A 23,689-nucleotide genomic window follows, 5' to 3' on the forward strand; every position below is an offset into this window, starting at 1 on the left:
CACGCAAAACGCTCGGCTGGAAAACTCCAGCCGAGCGTTTACGTGATCTACTGACAGGCATCTGACCATCAGGTGTTGCGAGGACCCCTAGAATCCGCCGAAGGGAGTGCGGGGCCTTTCTCGTTCGACTACTACCGGCCGGGTATGTACTTCAGCGCTTTGACGAAGGGAGGCATGATCTTTGCCCACAGCTTCGGCGGAAGTCCGCGCGGTCCACCGAGATTGAGCAGGCGGGTCGTCGCGATGGTCTGCGGCTCGGTGTACTTGAGCAGTCCCTCGTTTCCATGCCTCCGGCCCATGCCGGAGACGCCCATTCCGCCCATCGGTGCACCGGTGGTGCCCCACGTCGGCGCGTAGCCCTCGTCCACGTTGACCGTGCCCGCGTGCAGACGTGCCGCAATGGCCTCGCCCTGCGCCTTCGTCTTGGCCCAGACGCTCGCGTTCAATCCGTAGTCGGTGTCGTTGGCCTTCGCAATGGCCTCGTCGACGTCGGCGACGGGGTAGATCGACACCAGCGGCCCGAAGGTCTCGGTCGCCGCGCACTCCATGTCTTCGGTGACGTTCGTCAGCAACGTCGGCTCGTAGAACAGCGGGCCGATGTCGGGACGCGCCTTGCCGCCCGCGACGACCGTCGCGCCCTTGACCTTGGCGTCGTCGACGTGCGCCGAGACCGTCTTGATCTGGTCCTCGGAGATGAGGCTGCCCATTTCGATGCCGAACTCGTAATCGGCACCCACGGTCATGTTGCGTACCCGCTGGCCGAACTTCTCGGTGAACTCGGCGGCGATCGACTTCTCGACGTAGATGCGCTCGATGGAGATGCAGAGCTGACCGGAGTTGGAGAAGCAGGCGCGCACTGCCGCGTCGGATACTTCCCGCAGGTTCGCGCCCTTGGCGACGATCATGGCGTTCTTGCCGCCGAGCTCGGCGGAGAAACCGATGAGTCGACGCCCCGCCTGCTCGGCCAGGAGCTGACCGGTGGCCGTGGAGCCGGTGAACATGACGTATTCGGTGTTCTCGACGATCGCGGTGCCCACCACCGAGCCGGGGCCGGGGACCACGGCGAACAGGTCGCGGGGCAGACCGGCCTTGTAGAGCAGCTCGACGCAGGCCAACGCGCAGTACGGCGTCTGGCTGTCGGGCTTGAGCACGACGCCGTTGCCGGCCAGCAGCGCCGGAATGGCGTCGGACACCGCGAGAGTCATCGGGTAGTTCCACGGCGAGATGATTCCGACGACGCCCTTGGGCTGGTAACGAACGCGAGTCTTGGTCAGCACGGGAAGCATGCCGGTGACCTTCTTCGGGGCCAGCAGTTTGGCGGCGGTGCGTGCGTAGTGCCGCGAGGTCATCGAGATGTCGAGGACTTCCTCGAGGGCGGCGGCGCGGGACTTGCCCGTCTCGGCCTGCGCCATGTCCATGAGCTCGTCGCGGTGCGCGAGCACCAGGTCGCGGTAGCGGTGGAAGATCTCTGCGCGCTCGGAGACCGGGCGCTTGGCCCAGGCCGCCTGAGCGGTACGAACGCGCGCGATCGCAGCCAGAGCATCTGCAGCCGTGCCGACCGGAATGGTCGCCAGCTCCTTACCGGTGAACACCTCGGTGATCGTCTTGGTGGGACGCGAATCCGCGTCGGGAATGGCGATGAGATCAGCGAGCCGGGAAAAGGTCGCAGTGGACGGAGCAGGCATTTTTGCATCCCTACTGATGAGTAGTGTTCGGAGTAACAGACAACCTACCTGGTCTTCGGCTCAGTTCACAGGGCCGATGTTCCCTGGCCCTGTGGCACGATGGGCGGTGGTCTACTCCGACGTCGGGGCGTTCGGAAGCAACAGGGTGGGGAATCCATGCGCAAGGCACTAGTTCTGGCCGGAGCAGCAGCACTGATGGTGGCATTCGCGGGGTCTGCGCAGGCAGATCCGGTACAAGATTTCATTGCTCCACCGAGCGATCCGGCTGCGTATCTCCCCACGTCACTCGGCGATCCGTGGTTCGATCCGCCGGCGGGATACGAGAATCTCGTGCCCGGCACTGTCCTCGCTCGACGCGATGTCGCGGTGACGCCCGAGGCCTCGTCCGTCCAATTGCTCTTCCGCTCCACCGATTCGAAGAATCGTCCCATCGCAGCGGCGACGACGGTGCTGACTCCCACTGCGCCGTGGACCGGTGGTGGAGATCGCCCCGTCATCGCATACAACGAGGCGACGGATTCACTCGGCAACAAATGCGCGCCGTCGTACACCCTCCCGCGGGGCAACAACAAAGAGATCGATCAGGTCCGGATCCTCCTCGGCCGCGGTTATACCGTGGTGATGACGGACTATCAGGGGCCGCGTCAGGCATATTCGGCCGGTCTCGTGTCGGGGCACACCGTGCTCGACGGTCTGCGTGCCTCCCGGACTGCAGGCGTGAGCGCGGATGCACCCATCGGCATCACCGGATATTCCGGCGGTGCGATCGCCTCGGGCTGGGCGGCCCAGTTGGCCCCCGAGTACGCACCCGAGCTGAACATCGCCGGAGTCGCGTTCGGCGGCCCGCCGACCGATTACAAGATTCTGCAGACGTCGCTCAACGGCCAGATCGGATCGGGCTTGTTCACTGCGGCGACGATCGGACTGTCCCGGGAGTACCCGGAGATGCGGCAGCTCGCCAACGACAACGGCAAGCGACTGGCGCTGGCGCAGAAGGATCAATGCGTGGATGTGTTGTCCTACAGCGGACTACTGCTGTTGGACCAGCGAAATCTCTCCAACGTCCCGGACGTCTTCGCGCATCCGATCACCACGGCCGTCGTCGAGGAAAACCGCATGGGCCAGACGAAGCCGGACGCGCCGGTGTACATCTACCAGGGCCTGCAGGACTTCCTCATTCCCAAAGAAGGTGCCGAGGCAGTGCAGGATCAGTGGTGTGCAGCGGGAGCGTCGGTACATCTGGAAGAGGTGCCCGGCGACCATTCACAGGCCCAGACCAACGGCCGTCCCGGTGCCTACGACTGGCTGGCGCAACGACTGGCCGGAGTACCCACCTCGGGTTGCGAACGTGTGATTCGCTAGAGGTCCATAACGAATCGTTTTTTCGTCTTGACCCTCACGCCACGGGAGGCAGCACAGTGTCCTTCGTGAGTGATTCGTCCGCGAACAGTTCGGTTGACATCCAGGTCGGCATGCAGGTCGGCGCGGTCTCGAAGTTGGTGGGTGTCAGCGTCAGAACGCTGCATCACTACGACGAGATCGCGTTGGTGGTGCCGTCGGGGAGAACTCCCAAGGGCTATCGGACGTATTCATCGGCCGATGTCGAACGGCTGCATCAGGTATTGACCTACCGCGAGCTCGGGTTCCCGCTCGAGGTCATTGCAGCGTTGCTCGACGACCCGGCGGTCGATGCCATGGCGCATCTGCGGCGGCAGCGAGAGTTGTTGAATGAGCGGATCGATCACTTGCACGCAATGGCTGCGGCCGTGGACAAGATGATGGAGGCGAAGAAGATGGGTATGCAATTGACTCCCGAGGAGCAGCGAGAGATCTTCGGCGACAACTGGACCGGCGAGGAATACGCTGAGGAGGCCGAGCAGCGCTGGGGCGAAACCGACGAGTGGAAGCAGTCGCAGCAGCGTACGGCGTCGTTCACCAAGGACGATTGGAAGGCCGTCAAGGAAGAGACGGACCTCCTCGAAGCCGATCTCGCTGCCGCGATGCAGCGGGGTGTGTCGCCGAATTCCCCCGAAGCCGGGGTACTGGCCGAGCGTCATCGCGCGTCGATCGAGCGGTACTACGACTGCGGTTACGAGATGCAGGTGAACCTGGCGGAGATGTACATCGCCGACGAGCGATTTGCCAAGCACTACAACGGTATCGCCGACGGTTTGGCGCAGTATCTCCGTGACGTCATCGTCGCGAACGCCGCTCGTCAGGGCTGACTCGTCTCGATCCGCACCCCTTTTCGGAATCCGCGCCTCCTGCAGGGGGTGCGGATTCCGACCCGGGGCGTAGATATCCGGGCGAACGCTGCTCGTCAGGGTTGACGCGGGCCATCGCGGACCGCTCGTGTGCGGTCGATCCGCCCCACACACCGTGCCGTTCGTCGGTGTCCAACGCATGCTGCAGGCACCGCGTGACGACGGGGCATCGGTCGCACACGAGCTTCGCCTGCCGTTCGAGATTTCTCAGCGAGTATCCCCGCAGCCCCAGGGGCGGGTAGAACATCGAGACCGGCATCGAGCGGCAGGCGGCATTCATCTGCCAATCCCAGTGGTCAGAGATAGGTTGCATTGCTTGTCTTTTCATCGAACTCTCGTATGGATCAGACACCGAGGAGACTGCGGGCATTGCCGGATGTGACGGCGCGCCAGTTCTCCAGTCCACCGTCCGCGGCACCGGCGTCGAGTAATCGCAGTTGTTCTTGCACAGCGGCGATCGGCGTGAAGCAGTAGTCGCTGCCGTACACCAGACGATCGGGCCCGACCGTCGAGAGCAACGCCGGCAGCTGCCGCGGAACCGGCGTACCGGCGAGGTCGAACCACAAGCGCTGCAGTACATTCGGCGTCGACGGGGTACCGAGACCGACCTGCGTCCGGAAGAAGTCGACCCGATCTGCCAACAGCGGCAGCACTCCGCCGCCATGAGTGAACACCCAACGGATGTGAGGGAACCGATCGACCACGCCCAGCAGAATCAAGTCGACGACCGTTCGTGCTGTGTCGAAAAGGAATTCGACCATCGGAGCGGGCCTACCGAGCTCTACCGCAGCTGCATTCGGCGGTGAGGTGGGATGCACGAAGACCACCGCCGACCGCGCATCGAGCGCCGCGAGCAACGGCGTAAGCATGGCGTTGCCGAGATACATGCCGCCGGCGTTCGACATCACGGTGACCCCGTCGGCACCGAGCTGATCGAGAGCCCGAATGGCCTCGACCGTCGAGTCGACGACGTTCGGAAGGGGCAGCGACGCAAAGAAACCGAGGCGTGGCTGACCCTGGACAACTCCGGCTCCGAAGTCATTGACCCGTCGGGCCAGATCGGCAGCCTTACCGTCGTCCCCGAAGTGCACCCCTGGGCTCGACACGGACAGGATCGCCCTGTCGATCCCACACCGGTCCATCATCTGCAGATGCTCGGTCACCGACCAGGACGGCCACTTCGGCATGCCGTCGGGAAAGACGATGCCGGACGCGAGCGCTTCCCGCAGGTAGAAGTCGGGGACCATGTGCGAGTGCACGTCCACTACTCCCCCGGCGGCAGGCTTCGGTGACGCCGACGCGGTCGCTGCGGACAGGGCGACGCCCGAGAGCGTGGCTGCACCGAGCGCGCCGAGCAAGGTTCTGCGGTCGATCACGATCTACGTCCTTGTCGTCGACACCACCCGGTCCGAACTGACGCTATCGTCACATATGAGATTATCCGCAGTCAACGGTGACTTGTACCAACTGATGTAGGACTAACATGGCGCGATGACGACCGAACGTACGAAGCCCAGTCCTGCGCAATTTGTGGGGTACTCGTTCGGTCAGGTCCTGCCCCCGTCGATGCAGGATTGGGTCCGAAACGACCTCGTCGGCAACGGTGCCCAAGTGCGCTACCTGGCTCGATTCACGGTTCCCGTCATCCCGTTGCTGCTGCTGTTCCTGCTGATACCCGGCCCACTGTGGATGTCGCTGGCGATGATGGCATTGCTGTTCATTCCGCTGGTGTACTTCGCGATAGCGCTGATGAACGTCTATCGGCGGCACCGGTTGCTCATTCACGGCCTCGATCCCCAGTTGATCAACGCCAAGGCGCAGACACGCGTCGACCGCACCCGGGACGACTACGAGCGACGTCACGGCCGCGGCTGACGATCGGACGTTAGTCTTCTGCGCATGACTTCACCTGTGGTATTCAAAGCAACCGCTGATCTGGCCGACGAGATCGGTCCCGACATCCGCAGCTGCGACACCCAGTTCATCCAGTTCGGCAAGCACACCGAGTTCGCCGGACCCATCACCACCATCCGCTGCTTCCAGGACAACTTGCTGGTCAAGCAGACGTTGAGCGAGCCCGGCAACGGCGGCGTTCTCGTGGTCGACGGCGACGCCAGCGTCCATACCGCGCTCGTCGGCGACATCATCGCCGGGCGAGGCGTCGACAACGGCTGGGCAGGCGTCATCGTCAACGGCGCTGTGCGGGATTCGGCGATTCTGCGCACCCTCGACATCGGCGTCAAGGCATTGGGGACGAACCCACGCAAGAGCACGCAGACGGGATCGGGCGAGAAGAACGTGCCGGTGACCTTCGGCGGCGTCACCTTCACCCCCGGCGAGATCGTCTACAGCGATCACGACGGAGTGGTCGCAGTCTGATCCGACGCGAAAGGGACGGCCGCGGTGCCGTCCCTTTCTGTTGCGTCTTTGTACGACGTCGGTGCTACTTCACGAACGCGAGAAGCGCGTCGTTCACTTCCTGGAAGTGTGTCCACAGCAGCCCGTGGGGTGCGCCGTCGACCTCGACGTACGTTGCCTCCGGGAACGCCTCGTGGAACGGGCGGCCGGTGGAGTCGATCGGCAGGATGTTGTCGGCCGTGCCGTGCAGGATCAGCGTCGGCTTGCCCGATGCGCGGACCTTCTCGACGTCTCCGCGAAAGTCTTCGAGCCAGGTGGGCACGACGGCATAGGCCGCGACGGGCGCGCTGGTGGTGGCGGTGTTCCAGCTGGCGCGCACGGTGGCCTCGCTGATGCGGCTGCCGAGGTTCTCGTCGAGGTTGTAAAAGTCCTTGTAGAAGTTCTCGAACCAGGTGAAACGATCCTCGCGCGCTGCGGTCTCGATGCCGTCGAACACCGACTGCGGAACGCCGGTGGGGTTGTCGTCGGTCTGTAGCAGGAACGGCTCGAGCGAGGCGAGAAACGCGAACTTGGCGACGCGATCGGTGCCGTACTTCGCGGCATACCGAGCCAGTTCTCCTGTGCCCATGGAGAATCCGACGAGGATGACGTCGTTCAGGTCGAGCTCGGTGAGCACCTTGTCCAGGTCTGCAGCGAAGGTGTCGTAGTCGTAGCCGACGGTGGGCTTGCTCGACTGCCCGAATCCACGGCGGTCGTACGTGATGACGCGGTAGCCGGCATCGAGCAGCGCACGCGACTGGCGCTCCCAGGAGTTGCCGTCGAGCGGGTAGCCGTGGATGAGCACGACCGGCTGGCCTGAGCCGTGATCCTCGTAGTAGACCTCGACGGGGGTGGAGTTCTCGGTTCCGACGTTGATGTACGCCATGATCCTGCCTTCCTGTGTCCTGAGCATCGAGCGGGAGAACGGTCGTTCTCTCCGTGTGTGGACTACTGTAGAGAACGTTGGTTCTCTCGGCAAGGGGTAAGCGATGACCAGTACGGAAATCGGACGGGCACAGGTGGTGAACGCCGCGGACGAACTGTTCTATGCGCGCGGCATCCAGGCCGTCGGCATGGATGAGCTGCGCACCGCAGCGGGAATCTCCCTCAAACGCATGTACACACTGTTTCCGTCCAAGACGGCCATCGTGGCCGAGGTCCTCCGTGGCCGCACTGCCCAGTGGAACGACGGGATCCGCGCCGAGGCGGACCGACACGACACGCCGCGCGGAAAGCTGTTGTCCATCTTCGACTTCCTGGATCGATGGTTCCGAGAGGACGACTTTCGCGGGTGCGCGTTCATCAACTCCTTCGGCGAACTGGGCGCAACCATGCCCGAGGTCGCCGACGCCGCGCATCAGCACAAGAAACGTTTCATCGAGTACGTCACCGCCTTGGCCGTCGAAGACGGATGCGAGCCGACCGTCGGTCTGCAGATCGCTCTGCTCGCCGAGGGTGCTCAAACCACCGCCGCCATCACCGAACTGGCCGAATCCGCCTCTGCAGCAAAGACTGCGGCCGAGGTTCTGTTGAATTCGAGCGCGAAGTGACGGGCATCGCGAATCACTGACATTTGACACTGAAATTGTCCGTTTCGGGACGTTAGTGTCGAATCCATGAGCAAGCTCCGAGTCCTCGCCGCCCTCACCGTCTCGACGTCCTTGCTGGTCAGTGCATGCACGTCGTCCGACGAGCCCTCAGCCGTGCAGGCGACCTCTACGACGACGTCGAGTGGGAACATCAGGACCGACGACGCCCAAGCCGCTCTGGACGCGCTGGTAGCGGCCGGGTCCGTCGCCGCCGTCGCGCAGGTCCGCGACGGCGAGGATTCCTGGTCGGGAGCGGCAGGACTCGTCGAGCGTGATGGCACCGAGCCGGCGGGTGCCGATGATCCGGTGCGCATTGCAAGCGTCACCAAGTCGATGGTCGCGGCGGTGGTGCTGCAGCTCGTCGACGAGGGAAAACTACAGCTCGATCAGCGGGTCGACGAACTCCTTCCGGGCCTGCTGTCCAAGTCCGTCACCGTCCGACAACTGCTCGACCATACGAGCGGAATACCCGACTACCTCACCGGACTCGATACGGCGCAGCAGATCGCTTCTCGCGCCGATGATTCCGTCTCCGACGATGAGCTGATCTCGAAGGCATCGGCCATGCCGTGGAGAAGTGAACCGGGCCAGGAGTTCAGCTACTCGAACACCAACTACGTTCTACTCGGGCGGATCGTGGCCGATCTCGATGGGAAGCCCGTCGGACAGTCGTTGCAGGACAGGATCTTCGAACCTCTGCAGATGACCGACACCACTTACCCCACCGACGCCGATATCGCCGGCGATGCACTGCACGGCTACGTGCTGGAGAACGGGATCTACACCGACGTCACCGAATACGACGCGAGTATCTGGTCCTCGGGTGCTGCTGTGGTGTCCACGGTCGGCGATCTGAACACCTTCTTCAGAGCGCTGTTCGACGGCATGCTCATCCCGCAGAATCTGATCGACGAGATGCAGGTCCTCACGCCGTCCGCGTATGGACTCGGACTGCTGCTCGGCGGCGATGCCTGCAATCCCGGTTCCGGGGAACTGGTATTCGGTCAGCGCGGCAACGGCTTCGGCTACAGCACTCTCGCGTTCGCGAGTCCGGACGGGGAGCGCCAAGTCGCACTGTCGTGGACCTCCGCGGCACCTGACCCCGCAACCGATCCCCTGTTCCAGTACGCCAGCGCCGCGCTCATTGCCGGACTCGAGTCGACCTGCCCCGCCTAGCGGCTACAGCACACTCACCCAGCCGTGCACTTCGTCGCTCGTGAGTGCAGCCTGGTGACGCTTCCGCAGAGTGAGCGTCGTCGGTCCGGTTTCCTTGGTTCCTATTGCGCGGCCGTCGATTTCGTATACCGGGGCAACCCCGGCCGACGTGCCACACACGAAGACCTCGTCGGCGATGTACAGCTCGGTGAGGTCGACGGTGCGTTCCTGAACCGTCATTCCTTCTTCGCGTGCCAACGTCAGGAGCGTTCGACGGTTGATGCCATCGAGAATGTCGCTGGTGACGTCAGGCGTGATGAGCACTCCGTTTCGGACGAGGAAGATGTTGGCGGCACTGAGTTCGCAGACGTGTCCGTTGATGTCGAGGAAGATGCAGTCGTCGAACCCACTGTCGATGGCATCCTGTTTCGCCAGAACGGAATTGACGTATGCCCCGTTCACCTTCGCGCGCGACGGAATCGCATAGTCGGGGATGCGACGCCACACACTGGTCTTCAACCTCATACCGTACTGCGGCACAATGGGATTGGCGTCGTAGAGGAAGATCGACACTGTCGTGTGCAGGCCACGGACCCGTGTTCCGGGAATGGACTCGTCGACGTGGACGGTTGCCCGCACATACACCTCGTCGGTCGGGGCGTTGGCCGCGACGACCTGCTGCGTCACCTGCACGAACCGCTCGAAACTCCACTGTGACGCGAACGTGTCGATACCGATGATCTTGCAGGACTCGACGAGTCGCTGGTAGTGATCGAGTAGCCGAAATGCGGTGCGCCGATCTCCGTCCACCTGCACCGGAAACACGGTGTAGACACTCAGGCCGTAGAGGACGGCCGAGGTCGCGACCCCGAGTGTCGCGTCCTGCGCATCGACCAGTCTGTCGCCGAAATACACCTTCGAGTGCGGGAGTGCCATGCGGCGATGCTAGTCGCCCGGTGAGTCCAAGCGACAACGCTTTTACTTCTCTATGGTCGAGTACATGAGCGAACGCACAGTATCCTGGCCACCCCTTGGTCGTTCCGCAGGCTCCACTCCCGCCCGCACACTCTGGAACGACGGCCCCGAGGTGGGTGCCATCGGCTTGGGCTGCATGGGAATGACCTGGGCATACAAGGCAGACGACCAAACGGAGTCCCCCGATCGCGTCATCGGGCACGCCCTGGACCTGGGTGTGAACTTCATCGACACGGCCGATGTGTACGGACCGTTCACCAACGAGGAAGTCGTCGGCGCAGCCATCGGCAGTCGACGCGACGAAGTGGTGCTCGCGACCAAGGGCGGATTGACCTCCCACATCGGCGACGCCGGAGAGCCGGTCATTTCCGGCCCCAACGGCAAGCCCGAGCATCTACGGTCTGCCATCGACGACTCGCTCCGACGGTTGGGCGTCGACCACATCGATCTGTATTACCTGCACCGTCCCGATCCCGAGGTCGACGTCGAAGACAGCATCGGCGCGATGGCCGAGGCCGTGCAGGCCGGAAAGGTTCGCGCACTCGGTGTTTCGGAGTTCACCGTCGAGCAGCTCGATCGGGCTCAGCGGGTGCATCCGATATCCGCTGTGCAGTCGGAGTTGTCGTTGTGGACACGCGACCACCTTGCAACCTCGTTGACATGGACGAAGGACAACGGTGCAGCCTTCGTGCCGTTCTCGCCGCTGGGCCGAGGGTTTCTGACGGGAAACTTCCGCGGAACCGCTCCCGCTGCAGATGATTTCCGCTCTCGACTGCCGCGTTTCAGTCACGACAACCTCGATGCGAACCTCGTCATCGTCGACGCCATCGCGGCCATCGCCGACGAGCTCGGTGCGACGCCTGCGCAGGTGGCCCTGGCATGGGTGCTGGCGCAGGGAGAGCACGTGGTGCCGATTCCCGGCACTCGCCGCACTTCACGTCTCGACGAGAATGCCGGTGCCGCCTCGCTCACGTTGAGCTCCGAGCACCTCGCCGCACTCGACACGTTGCCCGAGCCCGCTGGTGGCCGGTATTGAGATAGCGCAGGTCGATCCGTCGACGGATCGGTTGTCGGCCGAGAAAATCCTCGCGGTACAGAGGAGTGCGTACGCGGTCGAGGCCGAGCTCATCGGCGACGATCGCATCCCACTACTGCACGAGTCGGTGGATGATCTGTGTGCAGCACAGGTCCACTGGCTCGTCGCGCGTGATCTCAGCCAGATCCTTGGTGCCGCAGCGTGGTCCGGTTCGGAGATCGACCGTCTGGTGGTGGCTCCACACGCACATCGGCAGGGCATCGGACGAGCGTTGGTCGAGGTGATGCTGAATTCGATTGCAGGACAGCAACTGCGAGTCGCAACGGGACGCGACAATGGACCGGCCCGCCGCCTGTACGAGTCCCTCGGCTTCGCGCACACCGAGAATCAAGAGGTGTTGCCGGGACTGTGGCTGGCCCGCTACGAACTCAACCGTTGATCTGTATCGGGCTTACGCGGGCGAGCGACGAACCATATCAGTGCGCCTGAGATGGGCATCAGCAACACGAGCAGACACCACCAGAACGCGGATCCCCGACGAGCCTGATTGCTCCGAAGTATCGACACCCATGCGACACCGACGAGTAGCAGCCACAACACGATCCCAGCCATCCATGCGAGATCGAACCATAACGGCAGAGCCGGGTTACCGTCAGCATCCATGGTCTTCCGACTCCTTTCACCTCAGGGCAAGACTAGCCACGACGCAGGCATAAGGTGCGACCATGACTTCTGCCGGCGGCGCGATTGCATTGGCTCTCTTCGGCATTGCTCTCGTGTCGATCGTCCGCGACACAGGCTCCAACTGGCTCATCAAGCTGGCATGGGTAGTGGTGACACTGATCCTGCCCATCGTCGGCCCGATCCTGTGGTTCGCAGTCGGGAAGCGCTATCCGTATGGGGTGAACGGCGGCAACAGCTGAGAGTTCAGTGTCCAGTCGCATTGCGTAGGTCGATGTTTATCAGATGGCTTACCTGGTCGCGGAGCCATTCAACCGTCTGCGGGTTGGGGGCGGGTGCGTGGGCCAACAGCGTCCAGCGCAGTCGGGTTGCTGCGGTCAGATCGAACTGCACCAGGACGTCGGGAAGACTCGGCCACGGCGAGCTCCACACCACGCGGTCGAACTCACTACTCTCGACGATGCGCGGCAGAGCGGCACCCTCGAACATCACCGGCCAGGCGAACCCTTGATTCTTCGGATGCAAGTCTGGGCGCATCAGTGCCTTCCAGACGAAGAAGACCGGCGGCGACAACTCCGCAGTCCTGCTCGCGAGAACCATCATCGGGTTACCGTACGCGGGCGCCGACTCGGGAGCCCTCCTATTTTTCGCGCACGCCGGTGCGGGCGGTCGCGATGTACTGACAACAGACAGAGCTGTGCCCTGACGCTTGTGTGGGTCGTCAGGCGGGTTGTCGTGGTTCTTCGTCACCGGTGTCGCGGGTGTTGTCGCAGTGGTGGTCGGGTGGGTAGAGCACCTCCTCGGGGTGGTGTGCGTGGTTGATCAGCCCACGGCGTGTGGGGTCCATTCCGGTTGGTGGGTGCCACAGGGTTCTGCCCGGATAGCGATGTGCTGCTGTGGTTTTGGTGGTGGCCCACTTTCCGGGTCCGGTGCCGACGAGTGCGTGGTGCATGTCGCATCCGAAGGTGAGGGAGTCGATGTCGGTGGGTCCGCCCTCGACCCAGTCGTCGAGGTGGTGGGCTTGGCACCAGGTCGCGGGGCGGGTGCAGGAGGGGAAGCTGCAGCCGCGGTCGCGGGCGATGAGGACGATGCGTTGGTCGGCGGAGGCGATGCGTTTGGATCGTCCGAGGTAGAGGGCTCTACCGTTGTCGTCGAAGATGGTCAGGTAGTGGTGGGCGTGCGAGGCCATGCGGATGGCGTCGCGGATCGAGACGCGGGATCCGTTGGCGGTCATGGCGTATCCGCAACCTGCGTCGAGGTCTCTAAGGGTCATGGTGACGATGGCGGTGACGGGCAGCCCGCGGTGGGTGCCGAGGGTGCCGGAGGCGAGGGTGTGCCGGAGCGCCATCTTCAGGGCATCATGACGGCGTTCGTTCTGGGTGCGTCGATCCCGCGCGGCGGCAGCGTCGCGAGCAGCGGTGTCCGATGCGTCGGCGTCGGCGTGGCCGCCGGGTTCAGCAGTGCTGTCGGAGCCGGCATCGTCGTTGGTGTCGTTGGTGTCGTTGGTGTCGTTGGTGTCGGGCGTGCTGTGTGGCGTTGTGCCGCAACCAAAATCGCTGCTGTCGGTGCATTCACCCTCACCGCGGCCGTCGCCACTGCGGTTTTCTCCACTGCGGTCGTCGTCACCGTAGAAGTCGGCACCGTAGAAGTCGGCACCGTTGCCGTCGGTCCCATCCCACAGGTACTCGTCACCCGATCCAGCATCGCCGGATCCTGCCTCGTCGGGCATCGGCCCGGGCTTTGGCGTAGCCGTACTGCCGTCCCCGCCGTCGCCCCTGTCCCCGCCGCCGTCCCCGCCGCCGTCCTCGTCGCCGGTGGTCTCATCCTCGTGGACGATCGATGTCGGGTCTGCAGGGTTGTTCACCCCCGGCTTCGCGGCTTTCGAGAACAAGGCCTCGAGGTAGGCCCGTAGCTCGGAGTCGACGCAGAACGTCCCCTCGGACATTCCGTCGGAACCCTGCTCACCGAGGTAGAAGAACGCATCACGTTTCCGCGGCCTCGGCTTTCCGTTCTTGTCCTCGTCTTCGTCCTCGTCGAAGTCGCCGTCGGGGTCGAGGATCGAGTCCAGGTGCGCCACCAGTGGCGCGAAGTCGTCGGGCCGCCTCGTCGAGGCGAGACCGACCAACTGCTGTTCGGCGAGATCGCGGGTCTGCGGATCCACACTCGCCGGTAGGTGTCGGAAGAATTCGCGGATCATCTGCACGTGCTGGGCATCGAGCAACCCTGCCCGCACTGCTGCAGCGGTGTGCGGCAACAACGGAGGCAGCACTTCGCCGGACAGTGCGGTGCGATCACCCAACTCCGCGGCCAGACGCACCCGCGCCCCGGCCGCTCGTGGGGTTATCCGCAGCATCCACGCCACCGAGCACGGCACCGAACCCGGATAGACATCGAGGCCGTGCTGTGCGATCAGTTCGTTGAGCCAGGTGTGCGAATACGCAGCCACAGAGCGCGACACAGTGTCCATGCGTTGGATCACCGCACGCCGGTCGGCATTCGACCATGCCACCGACGCCTGCCCCGCCAACTCGGCGACCGCGGACTCGACACGGTCCACCAGCACCGACAGTTCGGGGTCGGACACGACGGGGGCAGGCGGCACCGTTTCGATGCCGTCCACCCCTGATCCGCCGTCCCCCGAAAGCATGAACAGAATCTACCGCGACCCACCGACAAGTTTTCGAACACACGTTCCTATCCAACTCTGTCGCCTCAGGCCGCGGTGACGACGGGCACCACTTCGTAGGGCCAGCTCGGATAGTCCGGTCCACCTCATGGATCGGTAACGTCGCACTAGCGCAAGCCCGGTATCGACCCAGAAAGGGCGCACCATGACCGTGCGACCATCCAGCGATCCCACTGCCGCCGACTGGCTCGTCCACGCTGATCGAGATTGGTGGGACCTCGCCACCAGAGGTCCACTGGGGTACGAGAGCTACGCGCGTCTCCGGTTCATCCCGGATCCGACGCACGCGGATCAGCGTGAGGGCCAGGCCGACGTTCCGTACGACGAGCGTTCGGAGACACACCAATTGGCGATGGTCGTCGAGATGCTGGCGAAGCACACGACGACACCTGCGGACTGTTACTTCTGCGTGTGGGGGGGATGGGGAGGTATCGAGGTGCATGGTGCCGCGCGAATCAACCTTCCCGAACGGGGAGCGTTCCTGTTCCGAGGACCTGCGCTCGACCTGCTGAACTGGGAGCAGGCGCTCGATCCCCCAGCTCCCGATGGCCTGCCGATTCCCTCGTTCGTCTGGCCCGCCGACCACGCCTGGTGCATCGCCAACGACGTCGACCCGCACTTCGCCACCATCGGTGCGAGCTCGTCCGCGATAAAGGACGTTCTCGCCGACCGTCGAGTCGACACGGTCATCGACGATCCTGACCGTCCACAACCCTGGTACAGCCATTGAACGCCGCCCACGCGAAGTGGTCGAACGCTGATCTGCAACAGGATGTCTCGGAAGCAGAGTGGGTGGACTACAACCTCGACGGCGTCGCCACAACCACAGTGGGCTCGCTGGTCCCCACTGTGTTCGACGCCTATGCCCGCATCGCGTATCCCGCTCGCAACGGCATGCCACACCGTACAACGCCGGCGAAACCCGTTGCAGCCTGGCATGTTCAGCTGATGTCCATCATCGAAGTACTTACTCGAAATACGACAACACCCAATGACTGCTGGTTCGCCGTCTGGGAAGGCAACACCGCGCTCGACGACATTCGCGTGATGGCACCGACCGCAGAAATCGCCGGCTACAACTATTTCATGTGGAGGGGTCCGATCGAACGCGCAACGGACACCCTCGGAGGAGGATTGTCACCGAATCTGTGGTGGCCCAACGACCACGCGTGGTGTGTAGCTCAGCACTTCGACTTCCCGTGTGCATATATCGGGGGCGGCACGGACACCGTTGCGGACCTTCTCGCGCTCACCGAAATCGAAGCTTCGACGGTCCACGTCGACCAGATCATCACTGCAGCCTACGACCAAACCGATCAACCCCCGCCAATAAATCTCGACAACCAACGCAACGTCAGAACTGCGCCCTCGGCGCTCCCATTCCCGGGTCGATTTGGAACGGACCGCTTGCCGAAGGCGCTATCGGGAAGTCGAAGATCGCGGTGGGGATGTATACCGTTGCACAAGAGTTCGGAATATCCACCACCCCGGACAGGCGTCCTTCGATCGGGGCCGAGCCCAGTAGCAGGTACGCCTGCTCGGGGCTGTATCCGAATTTGGTGAGGTAGTCGATCGCATGCATGCAGGCGTTCTGGTAGGACAGGTCGGAGTCCAGATACTTCTGCTCGCCGTCGACGGTGACCGAAATGCCCGAGAAGGCAATCCATTCCGAGTACTGCGGTGCGGTGTTTCCGGGCATGAAGATCGCGTTTTCACTGACCCCGTACGTGTCCATGCCGCCCTTGATCAGGTCGACGTGCAGGTCCATGAAACCGCCCATTTCGATGGCACCACAGAAGGTGATCTCGCCGTCACCCTGCGAGAAGTGCAAGTCTCCGAACGACAACTTCGCCCCTGGTACGAACACCGGATAGAAGACGCGAGTGCCCTTGGTGAGATTCTTGATGTCTTGATTGCCACCGTTCTCTCGTGGCGGTGCCGTACGTGCGGCTTCGCCTGCGACACGCGAGAACTCGTCGCCGCTCAACGATCCCAAAATTGCCCCGTCGAGTTCGGGTGCTAAAGCCAGCGGGGGAACACGCTGAGGATCCGTGGCAATCAGCGCACCTTCACGGGCGTTCCACTTGGCCAGCAGTGCAGCCGACGGCGCGGTCCCCATCAGGCCGGGATGGGTGATTCCGGTGTACTTCACGTGCGGAACGTGGCGAGATGTGGTGGTCTGGCCGGAAAAGTCCCAGATCGCCTTGTACGCGTCGGGGAATCGATCAGTGAGGAATCCGCCGCCGTTCTGCTTGGCGAAGATCCCCGTGTATCCCCAGCCCTGACCGGCCAGTGGGCCCGAATCTTCCTGTGGGATCGGACCGACGTCGAGGATATCGACGATCAGCAGGTCCCCGGGCTCGGCTCCCTCGATGTGGAACGGCCCGGACAACGTGTGCACGTTGTTGAGCGGCGCATTCAGAATGTCCTCGGCGGAGTCGTCGTTGTGAATGGCCCCGTCGAACCATTCGCGGCAGTGCGCCCGAAACGACGTGCCGGGCTTCACTGTGACCGCGGCCGGTATGTCGGGATGCCATCGGTTGTGACCGACGATCTCCTGTTCGGTGAAACTCTTCGTCGAGTCGAGCGGAAACAGCAGTTCGGGCACGAGGCACCTCCGGTTGCGCGGATTCTCCTGCCTCGATCATTGCACCGTCGTGGTGTATTCGGCCCGGTATGACGTGTAAATGTTGTATGACGTTGCGCCGGAACGCCACTGACACGACACCTCGCGCTACCCTCGTGTGCGTGCCCACCTACAGCTTTCGCTGCACACAGCGTTGCGAACCCGTTGAGCAGAGATTCTCCATGGCCGATGTCCCCTCCCAGGTGACGTGCCCGGAGTGCGGCGAGAGCGCTGCACGCCGGATTTCGTCTCCTGCCCTCGGCAGGGGGAACAGCGCTGCGATGAAGGCACACGACGCCTCGCGGGCCACCGCCGACTCACCGACGGTAGTCACCTCCATCCCACGGCAAGGGCGGGCGGCTAGCCCGACGACGTCGAACCCGCTCCACCGTCGCCTGCCACGTCCCTGATCTCGGCGTTTCTCTTTCGTGCCGACGGGGAAGTCCGGGTGCATGTCCCAGCTCCCCGCTCCCCCGTCGATCGCCGACGGCTTCACCACCGACGACGTCGTTTCCTGGGTTGCCGAGCATCTGGGCGACCTGACGCTCGAGCGGCCGGACGACATAGCTCCGGGTGGCATTCGCGGCGGACAATCGGCGGCCGATGCCGCGCTGGCGAGCTTGTACATCACCGGCTACGCCCGCGACCGCAGCACTGTCCTTCCTGCGAATCGTCGTGGAGCCAGTCGAATGTCGCCGTACATCCGGCACGGTCTGCTCACTCTCCGTGAGGTGTGGGACGCCGTAGCGGACGCCCCGGCGCGCGATCGCACGCGGTACCGGGACGAACTCATGTGGCAGGAATACGCCCGCCACCTCTATGCCCGCGTCGGAACCGATCTGGGGAGATCCCTTCGTCGTGAACAACCACGACCGCACAATTGGACTTCCGAACCCTGGCCCGACGAGATGAACTGCATGTCCACGGTGGTGGGCGAATTGCACAGTGACGGTTGGCTCGTCAACCAAACACGCATGTGGCTGGCGTCCCAATGGGCTGTGCGTGCCGGCGCGACATGGCGCGACGGCGAGGACGAGATGTTCACCCACTTGCTCGACGGCTCACGGGCGGCCAATCGACTGGGTTGGCAATGGACGGTCGGTACCGGAAGCGGCAAGGTGTACGGCTTCAGTCGGTGGCAGGTGAACAAGCGCGCACCATCCCTGTGCCGCAACTGCGCGCTGAAAGACGCCTGCCCCATCGAGAATTGGCCCGACGATGATCTCGGACCGGCAGTCGACGGACCCGATCTCAACAAGGCACCGGTACCCGCGGGCCCTGCGAGCATGGAAGGTGATGGTGCAGAACAGGTCTGGCTGACCGCCGAATCGCTCGGCACCACAGACCCCGCCATGGCTGCGAATCTCGAGCGACCCGCCGTCTTCGTGTTCGACGAACCGCTCCTCCACAAGCTGCGGCTGTCCGGAAAGCGACTGGTGTTTCTCGCCGAGACTCTCGGCGAGATCGCGTCGACCCGGCCGTTGGAGGTACGTCGCGGCCGAGTATCGGAGGAACTTTCCGGACGGTCTCTGGCCGCCACCTGGGCACCTGTTCCCGGCTTCTCTCGCATCGCCGACGCCATCGCCCCGGTCGAATTGCATCCATGGCCCTGGCTGACGCGTCCCACCACATCCTCGGTCCGGTCGTTCAGTGCGTGGCGGCGCAGTCACTGACGTGCCCGCACCGTGATCTGCCCTTCCTCGCTGGTGGCGGAGACCGTCTTCGGCGATCTGGGGTCGTTGATCACGTCGACGACGACGTCGCCTTTGTCGGATGCCGCGTCGACGGCATAGAAGTCGGCGGGCGGAAGCCCGATCGTCGTGTCGCCGATCACGTTGCGCGCCTTGACCGATTCCGGTGCAGTACGCGATTCGACGCTGATCTCGCCGAACGTCGTGCTCACATCCACGATGGACGCAGTTGCATCACTGATCTTCACGTCACCGAACCGTGTGTCGACCCGGATGGCTCCCGCCGATCCACGAGCGAACACCGATCCCGACGCTGTCGAGACGGATACGTCTGCACCGACATCCGACAGCACGACATCACCGCCCGCACCGTTCACCGCGAGGGTCAGGCCTGCGGGTATCTGCAATTCGACGTCGGCGTCACACGTCTTGTACCTGCCGTAGGAACATTCCACAGCCACGCTCGACCCGTCCGCACCGACGTCGACCGTGGGGGCGTCCCCTCGGTAGATCCCGTGCGCTCGAACATGCAGCGAATCATCGGGACTGGGCACGAACTTCAGGTGCGCGAACCCGGTCGTCACAGTCAGCTGCGAGCCGTCGATCGCGTGATCTACCGAGTAGTCGTAGTTCTGAGTCTTCGGAACGGAGAAACCGAGCGCGATCGCCGCAGTGGTGCCTGCTCCGGCCGCACCGACCACGACGGCCGCTGTGGTGATCGCCAACGTGTAGCGCAACAATGGAATTCGATTCATCGAATAGCTCCCAGGTATCGTAGGACTGCCATGACCCGGCGGTGATCCGCACTGTCGCCGAGCAATCCGAGTTTGGCGAAGATGTTTCCGATGTGCTTCTCGACGGCTGCTTGGCCTACGACCAGAGTGGAGGCGATGCCGGCATTGGACTTACCTTCGGCCATCGCCGTCAGCACATCTCGCTCTCGCGGTGTCAGCGAGTCGAGTGGATCCGATCGTGGTGCGCGCGCCAAAATCTGTTGCACAACTTCTGGATCGATGACGGTTCCGCCGTCGGCGACCGTTTTCACCGCGTCGGAGAATTCGTCCACATCGGCGACGCGATCCTTCAGCAGATATCCGACGCCGTCCGTGCTCTGCCGAATCAGTTCTGCCGCATACCTTTCCTCCACGTACTGCGAGAGCACCAGTACTCCGACATCGGGCCAACGCTCACGAATGACCAGTGCCGCTCGCAGACCCTCGTCGAGAAATGTCGGAGGCATCCGCACGTCGATGACGCAGACGTCGGGCAGCGGCTCGGTGGACGACATCAGCGTCAACAGCTGCGCCGCGTCACCAACTTTTCCGATCACCTCGGCACCGGAGTCGACCAACAAACGCGCAACACCCTCACGTAGCAGTACCGAGTCGTCGGCAATGATCACTCGCACGGGATGGTCACCTCCACTCGTGTCGGGCCGCCCGACGGCGAAGTCACCGTCAGGGTTCCGTCGATTCCGCTGAGCCTGTCGGCCAATCCGGCCAATCCGCCGCCGGGCTCGAAATGCGCACCGCCGCAACCGTCGTCGACCACGGTGACGGCGACGGAGGACTCGCCGCGAGCGACATCGACCTGCACGTTTCCGGCGTGGGCGTGCTTGCCGACATTGGTCAAGGCCTCGGACACCACGAAGTACACCGTCGACTCGGCGGTGGCGTTCAGACGTCGCTCGCCGGTGAGGGCCGGGTCGATGTCGATCGTCACCGGAACTGTCGACAACGCCGCGACCGACGACAGCGCCGCGTCGAGTCCGCGATCGGTCAGGATCGGGGGATGCAGTCCGCGCGTCAACGTTCGGATCTCACCGATCGCGTTCTTCGCCTCCCGATGTGCATCGTCGAGCAAACCCTTCAAGACCACGTCGTCCGTAGCCGATGCGCGAGACTTCGCTTGCCCCAGTGACATTGCCACCGACACCAGCCGTTGTTGGGCACCGTCGTGCAGGTCTCGTTCGATGCGTCGCCGCTCGGCATCGGCGGCGTCGACGACGCGAGCACGGCTCACGGTCAGCTCGTTCACCCGCTTGCTCGACTCCGACTGCCCGAGAAGTGCTGCAGCGCTCCACCAATCGAGCTTGGCAATCAGGGTCGTCAGTGGCGGAACGCCGGCAACCAGGACTACCAGAGCTGCCACTCCGATCACCGCAACCAACGGAAAGTCCACTCGTTCGGCTATTTCCAGCCCGGTGCCCTCGGGATCGGTGACCAACCACGCGACCGGGGCGGCCGCCAGAACCGGAAGCGCCAGGAAGAGCGCAGGCAGCAAGAACAGCAGCGCAGCCGAGATCGGAATACGAATGATCCAGTAGACGAGCGACTTCCACAGCCCGACGTCACGAACGCACCACACCAACTTTCGCCAGCTGGTCGGATAGACGATGGTGTCCGGTTTCGTGATCTCGATGCCACTGGTCAGGTCGATGCCCGCTCGCGCCGCGGTGTCCAGCCAACGAAGGACCACGATCGTGAACACGAAGACGAGCACACCGCTGAGGGCGAACGGCAACGCGAACACCGCGAGCAGGAGCAGCCCTACGATCAGCCATCCGCCCAGTCCGGCGAACGTCGTCGCCAACAGCGACGCCATTGCCAGCCACCACTGCTGCGAAATCCACGCTCTGAGCGGATTGAGGGGAATCGGTAATGCCTGGTTCATGCGGATGAGCCTAAGTGGGCAGTTGCCGGGGCGTCCTCACTGCGAACCCACGAGGTGAGGTAGGGCCAGCCCTACCCTAGGCACGTGGGTCCACGTGAGTTCGCCCAGCTCAGGCGTCGAACACGCCCTTTGCTTCCCGAACTTGTCGGTAGCCGGTGATATCAAGGAGGTACACGACTACAGAAAGGGTTCCCATGTCCGCCAGTGTCGATACCTGCCACGGAACGCTCGTGATCCACGCAGTCGGTAGTGCGGAATGCACGGAACCCGATTGCGTGGATCTCGAGTACGTTCGCCATTTCCTGGTGCTCGAGTGCGAGGAGATCACCGGCGGCTGCCAGTGCACAGCGCTGGTTGAGCTCGCTCAGGCGTCCTGACGCCGGACGACCGGCTGCTGCAGCTCCGTCACCCAGTTCTCCTGCGGCGCAGGCTCGGAGACCAGGTAGTACTCGCGGCAGATGCCGGAGAGCTCGTAACCGTTGGCGTCGATCCAGGCCATGAACTGCTCCCAGGTTTCCCCGATCGTCGCCATCGAGCCGTGGTGCACGGTCGTCAGCGCGAGGTCATTCGCGGGTAGCTCGGTGACGTCGTAGTCCTCGCCTGCATCAACGTCGGGGGTGATCTCGAACGCGGCATGCACCGTGATGCCGGTGCCGTCACCGTCGTCGACGGCCTCGTACAGGGCGATCGACGACGGTCCGAATTCGACTCCGTCTCGTGCCAGAGACGACGCGAGTCGGGCGTACATCGGACCGATCACCGGGCCGATGTTCTGTGGCCCGTAACCGGCAGCATTCTCGGTGACGACGGCGACTCGGGTGGCCGGCAGCGACTTGGTGTCCACGGTGATCATCGAATCTTCTCCCTCTACGGCGCGGAGGCGCGCATCGATCCGACGCAGTCGGGCGGCGTCGAGATCGAGTCGATGGGCGACGTCTTCACGTTTGGCGACGAGCATCCGACGCAATCGGTCTTCGCTGACCTGCGCATGCACGATCTGCTTCACCTCGTCGAGCCGAAATCCCAGGTCCTTGAACATCAGGATGCGTCCCAACTCCTCGAACTGTCTACCGTCGTACGACCGATATCCGGTGAACGGATCCACCCGTGCCGGCGTCAACAGCCCGATCTCGTCGTAATGCCGAAGCATGCGAACCGAAACCCGGCCGATCGATGCGAACTCTCCTATACTGAACATGACCCTCCGAGACTGCCGTCTCACACTGTGTGAGGGTCAAGTATCGCGCGCCGTGCGGTGGCTCGACCCGTTCTGCGCGCACCGATCAACCGATTTCGCCGGTCGTCGCATTGATCGAGTGCGCTCCCTGATAGTCGCCAGAAATTCGGACCAGGCCATTCGCCAGGTCTACGGCACCCCAGCGGTCGCCAAAGCGCAACAGGCGTTGAGAAACCAGGCTTGGCAGTGAATTCCCGACACATCCCGAGACAGCCTCCCGGACCCGCCTCGATAACCGACCAGGCGTCTGTAATCAAATGTTGAACGACCCTGTGAATGCGACGTCGCAGCGGTTATGGTTCGTTTCGATGCTCCTCCCCCGAACCCACAAGGACTCGCCATGAAGAGACGCCTGATCGCCTATTCCATTGCTGCACTTACTATCTCCGCCACCGCAGTGGCGCTTCCCACCGGAGTGGCGTCGGCCGCGCCATGTTCGGATGTGGACGTCTCGTTCGCTCGCGGCACCGGTGAACTTCCCGGTCTCGGCATCACGGGTACTCCCTTTGTGAACAGCGTCAAATCGCAACTCTCGGATCGCTCGGTCAGCACGTACGCCGTGAACTACGCCGCCGACTTCACCCAGGCCAGCGCGGGACCCGGATCTCGCGACCTCGTGGCTCATCTCAATTCCGTTGCGGCATCGTGCCCGTCGACGAAATTCGTGATCGGCGGTTACTCGCAGGGGGCGACCGTGGTGACCAACGCAGTCGGTCTGCGCACTCCCAGCAGCTTCACCGGTGCCGTCATCCCGGCCGCGATCGCCGACCGTATCGAGGCCGTTGTGGTGTTCGGCAACCCATTCGGGCTTACCGGCAGGAAGATCGAAACAGCCAGCAGCACATACGGTTCACGCACCAACAGCTTCTGCAACTTCGGCGACCCGGTGTGCCAGATCGGTGGCTTCAACACCTTCGCTCACCTGACCTACGGCACCAACGGCTCGACGACGCAGGGTGCCTCGTTCGCGGCCGCTCAGGTACGCAGCTGAATC

The 23,689-nt window shown here is 63.5% G+C and carries 27 protein-coding genes; 14 read left to right on the forward strand and 13 right to left on the reverse strand.

From position 1 onward, the window contains the following. Positions 1-131: 131 nt before the first annotated feature. Positions 132-1,685: a succinic semialdehyde dehydrogenase gene (locus CH281_RS03390; protein WP_027494877.1), complete on the reverse strand. Its 1,554-nt coding sequence runs from the start codon at positions 1,683-1,685 to the stop codon at positions 132-134. Between the two features lie 156 nt (positions 1,686-1,841). Between CH281_RS03390 and CH281_RS03395 the strand changes: the two genes are divergently transcribed. Together CH281_RS03395 and CH281_RS03400 are read left to right on the forward strand one after the other, a co-directional pair. Continuing rightward, the gene (locus tag CH281_RS03395; RefSeq protein WP_256983337.1) at positions 1,842-3,047 is read left to right on the forward strand and encodes a lipase family protein; all 1,206 of its coding nucleotides are present in this window, start codon (positions 1,842-1,844) and stop codon (positions 3,045-3,047) included. A 110-nt stretch (positions 3,048-3,157) separates the two neighbouring features. Continuing rightward, positions 3,158-3,910: a MerR family transcriptional regulator gene (locus tag CH281_RS03400; protein WP_032367256.1), complete on the forward strand. Its 753-nt coding sequence runs from the start codon at positions 3,158-3,160 to the stop codon at positions 3,908-3,910. Here the strand turns inward: CH281_RS03400 and CH281_RS03405 are convergent. Together CH281_RS03405 and CH281_RS03410 are read right to left on the reverse strand one after the other, a co-directional pair. Further along, positions 3,879-4,262, reverse strand: coding sequence for a WhiB family transcriptional regulator (locus CH281_RS03405; protein WP_256983338.1), 384 nt, complete (start codon positions 4,260-4,262; stop codon positions 3,879-3,881). The two genes, CH281_RS03400 and CH281_RS03405, sit on opposite strands and share 32 nt — an antisense overlap. 31 nt (positions 4,263-4,293) lie before the next feature. Continuing rightward, entirely contained in the window at positions 4,294-5,325 is a 1,032-nt protein-coding gene (locus CH281_RS03410) for an amidohydrolase family protein (protein WP_230593068.1), read from the reverse strand. Positions 5,326-5,440: 115 nt separating this feature from the next. Between CH281_RS03410 and CH281_RS03415 the strand changes: the two genes are divergently transcribed. Continuing rightward, on the forward strand, positions 5,441-5,824 hold the full coding sequence (locus CH281_RS03415) for a DUF5313 family protein (RefSeq protein ID WP_094642801.1): 384 nt from the start codon (positions 5,441-5,443) through the stop codon (positions 5,822-5,824). Positions 5,825-5,848: 24 nt separating this feature from the next. Continuing rightward, a complete protein-coding gene (gene rraA, locus CH281_RS03420; RefSeq protein ID WP_032371978.1) occupies positions 5,849-6,328 on the forward strand; it encodes a ribonuclease E activity regulator RraA in 480 nt (159 codons plus the stop codon). Between the two features lie 64 nt (positions 6,329-6,392). Here rraA and CH281_RS03425 read toward each other — a convergent pair whose 3' ends face one another. Then, complete coding sequence (locus tag CH281_RS03425; RefSeq protein ID WP_027494883.1) at positions 6,393-7,232, reverse strand: alpha/beta fold hydrolase; 840 nt, start codon at positions 7,230-7,232, stop codon at positions 6,393-6,395. Between the two features lie 103 nt (positions 7,233-7,335). Here CH281_RS03425 and CH281_RS03430 point away from each other — a divergent pair, with 103 nt between their 5' ends. After that, complete coding sequence (locus tag CH281_RS03430; RefSeq protein WP_032366709.1) at positions 7,336-7,896, forward strand: TetR/AcrR family transcriptional regulator; 561 nt, start codon at positions 7,336-7,338, stop codon at positions 7,894-7,896. A 66-nt stretch (positions 7,897-7,962) separates the two neighbouring features. Next, a complete protein-coding gene (locus CH281_RS03435; RefSeq protein ID WP_094692947.1) occupies positions 7,963-9,111 on the forward strand; it encodes a serine hydrolase domain-containing protein in 1,149 nt (382 codons plus the stop codon). Positions 9,112-9,114: 3 nt separating this feature from the next. Here the strand turns inward: CH281_RS03435 and CH281_RS03440 are convergent, their stop codons facing one another. After that, on the reverse strand, positions 9,115-10,026 hold the full coding sequence (locus CH281_RS03440) for an aminotransferase class IV (RefSeq protein ID WP_179274099.1): 912 nt from the start codon (positions 10,024-10,026) through the stop codon (positions 9,115-9,117). Positions 10,027-10,090: 64 nt separating this feature from the next. Here CH281_RS03440 and CH281_RS03445 point away from each other — a divergent pair, with 64 nt between their 5' ends. Both CH281_RS03445 and CH281_RS03450 read left to right on the forward strand, forming a co-directional pair. Further along, positions 10,091-11,101 (forward strand): aldo/keto reductase, encoded by a 1,011-nt coding sequence (locus CH281_RS03445; RefSeq protein ID WP_094642827.1) that lies wholly within the window; start codon positions 10,091-10,093, stop codon positions 11,099-11,101. Continuing rightward, positions 11,088-11,540: a GNAT family N-acetyltransferase gene (locus CH281_RS03450; RefSeq protein WP_179274100.1), complete on the forward strand. Its 453-nt coding sequence runs from the start codon at positions 11,088-11,090 to the stop codon at positions 11,538-11,540. Before CH281_RS03445 ends, CH281_RS03450 begins: the two co-directional genes overlap by 14 nt. Here the strand turns inward: CH281_RS03450 and CH281_RS27510 are convergent. Next, entirely contained in the window at positions 11,522-11,764 is a 243-nt protein-coding gene (locus CH281_RS27510) for a PLDc N-terminal domain-containing protein (RefSeq protein WP_032366707.1), read from the reverse strand. The two genes, CH281_RS03450 and CH281_RS27510, sit on opposite strands and share 19 nt — an antisense overlap. Positions 11,765-11,826: 62 nt before the next feature. On the opposite strand from CH281_RS27510, the gene CH281_RS03460 reads away from it, so the two are divergent. Further along, the gene (locus tag CH281_RS03460) at positions 11,827-12,024 is read left to right on the forward strand and encodes a PLD nuclease N-terminal domain-containing protein (RefSeq protein ID WP_032366706.1); all 198 of its coding nucleotides are present in this window, start codon (positions 11,827-11,829) and stop codon (positions 12,022-12,024) included. 4 nt (positions 12,025-12,028) lie between these two features. On the opposite strand, the gene CH281_RS03465 is transcribed toward CH281_RS03460, so the two are convergent. Next, complete coding sequence (locus tag CH281_RS03465) at positions 12,029-12,385, reverse strand: hypothetical protein (protein ID WP_052053584.1); 357 nt, start codon at positions 12,383-12,385, stop codon at positions 12,029-12,031. Positions 12,386-12,503: 118 nt separating this feature from the next. Then, positions 12,504-14,429: an HNH endonuclease signature motif containing protein gene (locus CH281_RS03470; RefSeq protein ID WP_094692951.1), complete on the reverse strand. Its 1,926-nt coding sequence runs from the start codon at positions 14,427-14,429 to the stop codon at positions 12,504-12,506. Between the two features lie 184 nt (positions 14,430-14,613). Between CH281_RS03470 and CH281_RS03475 the strand changes: the two genes are divergently transcribed. Then, the gene (locus CH281_RS03475) at positions 14,614-15,198 is read left to right on the forward strand and encodes a hypothetical protein (RefSeq protein ID WP_094692953.1); all 585 of its coding nucleotides are present in this window, start codon (positions 14,614-14,616) and stop codon (positions 15,196-15,198) included. A 624-nt stretch (positions 15,199-15,822) separates the two neighbouring features. Here CH281_RS03475 and fmdA read toward each other — a convergent pair. Beyond that, positions 15,823-17,076 (reverse strand): formamidase, encoded by a 1,254-nt coding sequence (fmdA, locus tag CH281_RS03480; protein ID WP_032367944.1) that lies wholly within the window; start codon positions 17,074-17,076, stop codon positions 15,823-15,825. Positions 17,077-17,162: 86 nt separating this feature from the next. Between fmdA and CH281_RS03485 the strand changes: the two genes are divergently transcribed. Then, positions 17,163-17,504 carry an FmdB family zinc ribbon protein gene (locus tag CH281_RS03485; protein WP_080733347.1) on the forward strand — a complete coding sequence of 114 codons (342 nt, stop codon included), beginning with the start codon at positions 17,163-17,165 and terminating at the stop codon, positions 17,502-17,504. A 42-nt stretch (positions 17,505-17,546) separates the two neighbouring features. Then, entirely contained in the window at positions 17,547-18,767 is a 1,221-nt protein-coding gene (locus CH281_RS03490) for an FAD-binding domain-containing protein (RefSeq protein WP_032392680.1), read from the forward strand. Here the strand turns inward: CH281_RS03490 and CH281_RS03495 are convergent. Genes CH281_RS03495 through CH281_RS03505 form a run of 3 tightly spaced genes read right to left on the reverse strand, consistent with a single transcriptional unit; the run spans position 18,761 to position 21,458 of the window. Next, positions 18,761-19,540, reverse strand: coding sequence for a DUF4097 family beta strand repeat-containing protein (locus tag CH281_RS03495; protein ID WP_027494896.1), 780 nt, complete (start codon positions 19,538-19,540; stop codon positions 18,761-18,763). The genes CH281_RS03490 and CH281_RS03495 overlap by 7 nt on opposite strands. Beyond that, the gene (locus CH281_RS03500) at positions 19,537-20,193 is read right to left on the reverse strand and encodes a response regulator (RefSeq protein ID WP_027494897.1); all 657 of its coding nucleotides are present in this window, start codon (positions 20,191-20,193) and stop codon (positions 19,537-19,539) included. Before CH281_RS03500 ends, CH281_RS03495 begins: the two co-directional genes overlap by 4 nt. Then, positions 20,184-21,458, reverse strand: coding sequence for a sensor histidine kinase (locus tag CH281_RS03505; RefSeq protein ID WP_094692955.1), 1,275 nt, complete (start codon positions 21,456-21,458; stop codon positions 20,184-20,186). The genes CH281_RS03500 and CH281_RS03505 overlap by 10 nt, the downstream gene beginning before the upstream one ends. 194 nt (positions 21,459-21,652) lie before the next feature. Here CH281_RS03505 and CH281_RS27195 point away from each other — a divergent pair, with 194 nt between their 5' ends. Continuing rightward, on the forward strand, positions 21,653-21,835 hold the full coding sequence (locus CH281_RS27195; protein WP_027494898.1) for a hypothetical protein: 183 nt from the start codon (positions 21,653-21,655) through the stop codon (positions 21,833-21,835). Here CH281_RS27195 and CH281_RS03515 read toward each other — a convergent pair. Continuing rightward, entirely contained in the window at positions 21,823-22,656 is an 834-nt protein-coding gene (locus CH281_RS03515; protein ID WP_094692957.1) for a MerR family transcriptional regulator, read from the reverse strand. The two genes, CH281_RS27195 and CH281_RS03515, sit on opposite strands and share 13 nt — an antisense overlap. Positions 22,657-23,035: 379 nt before the next feature. Here CH281_RS03515 and CH281_RS03520 point away from each other — a divergent pair, with 379 nt between their 5' ends. Next, a complete protein-coding gene (locus CH281_RS03520; RefSeq protein WP_094651470.1) occupies positions 23,036-23,686 on the forward strand; it encodes a cutinase family protein in 651 nt (216 codons plus the stop codon). Positions 23,687-23,689: the final 3 nt, after the last annotated feature.

The organism is Rhodococcus sp. 06-221-2 (assembly GCF_002258365.1).
GTDB lineage: Bacteria > Actinomycetota > Actinomycetes > Mycobacteriales > Mycobacteriaceae > Rhodococcoides > Rhodococcoides fascians.

Coding starts and splice junctions, on each gene's coding strand:
- rraA (WP_032371978.1), top strand. CDS start 5,849: ATGACTTCACCTGTGGTATTCAAAGCAACCGCTGATCTGGCCGACGAG.
- CH281_RS03460 (WP_032366706.1), top strand. CDS start 11,827: ATGACTTCTGCCGGCGGCGCGATTGCATTGGCTCTCTTCGGCATTGCT.
- CH281_RS03490 (WP_032392680.1), top strand. CDS start 17,547: ATGTCCCAGCTCCCCGCTCCCCCGTCGATCGCCGACGGCTTCACCACC.
- CH281_RS03515 (WP_094692957.1), bottom strand. CDS start 22,656: ATGTTCAGTATAGGAGAGTTCGCATCGATCGGCCGGGTTTCGGTTCGC.
- CH281_RS03505 (WP_094692955.1), bottom strand. CDS start 21,458: ATGAACCAGGCATTACCGATTCCCCTCAATCCGCTCAGAGCGTGGATT.
- CH281_RS03415 (WP_094642801.1), top strand. CDS start 5,441: ATGACGACCGAACGTACGAAGCCCAGTCCTGCGCAATTTGTGGGGTAC.
- CH281_RS27195 (WP_027494898.1), top strand. CDS start 21,653: ATGTCCGCCAGTGTCGATACCTGCCACGGAACGCTCGTGATCCACGCA.
- CH281_RS03430 (WP_032366709.1), top strand. CDS start 7,336: ATGACCAGTACGGAAATCGGACGGGCACAGGTGGTGAACGCCGCGGAC.
- CH281_RS03465 (WP_052053584.1), bottom strand. CDS start 12,385: ATGATGGTTCTCGCGAGCAGGACTGCGGAGTTGTCGCCGCCGGTCTTC.
- CH281_RS03440 (WP_179274099.1), bottom strand. CDS start 10,026: ATGGCACTCCCGCACTCGAAGGTGTATTTCGGCGACAGACTGGTCGAT.
- CH281_RS03400 (WP_032367256.1), top strand. CDS start 3,158: ATGCAGGTCGGCGCGGTCTCGAAGTTGGTGGGTGTCAGCGTCAGAACG.
- CH281_RS03475 (WP_094692953.1), top strand. CDS start 14,614: ATGACCGTGCGACCATCCAGCGATCCCACTGCCGCCGACTGGCTCGTC.
- CH281_RS03405 (WP_256983338.1), bottom strand. CDS start 4,262: ATGCAACCTATCTCTGACCACTGGGATTGGCAGATGAATGCCGCCTGC.
- CH281_RS03445 (WP_094642827.1), top strand. CDS start 10,091: ATGAGCGAACGCACAGTATCCTGGCCACCCCTTGGTCGTTCCGCAGGC.
- CH281_RS03390 (WP_027494877.1), bottom strand. CDS start 1,685: ATGCCTGCTCCGTCCACTGCGACCTTTTCCCGGCTCGCTGATCTCATC.
- CH281_RS27510 (WP_032366707.1), bottom strand. CDS start 11,764: ATGGATGCTGACGGTAACCCGGCTCTGCCGTTATGGTTCGATCTCGCA.
- CH281_RS03395 (WP_256983337.1), top strand. CDS start 1,842: ATGCGCAAGGCACTAGTTCTGGCCGGAGCAGCAGCACTGATGGTGGCA.
- CH281_RS03485 (WP_080733347.1), top strand. CDS start 17,163: ATGACGTTGCGCCGGAACGCCACTGACACGACACCTCGCGCTACCCTC.
- CH281_RS03425 (WP_027494883.1), bottom strand. CDS start 7,232: ATGGCGTACATCAACGTCGGAACCGAGAACTCCACCCCCGTCGAGGTC.
- CH281_RS03520 (WP_094651470.1), top strand. CDS start 23,036: ATGAAGAGACGCCTGATCGCCTATTCCATTGCTGCACTTACTATCTCC.
- CH281_RS03470 (WP_094692951.1), bottom strand. CDS start 14,429: ATGCTTTCGGGGGACGGCGGATCAGGGGTGGACGGCATCGAAACGGTG.
- CH281_RS03435 (WP_094692947.1), top strand. CDS start 7,963: ATGAGCAAGCTCCGAGTCCTCGCCGCCCTCACCGTCTCGACGTCCTTG.
- CH281_RS03495 (WP_027494896.1), bottom strand. CDS start 19,540: ATGAATCGAATTCCATTGTTGCGCTACACGTTGGCGATCACCACAGCG.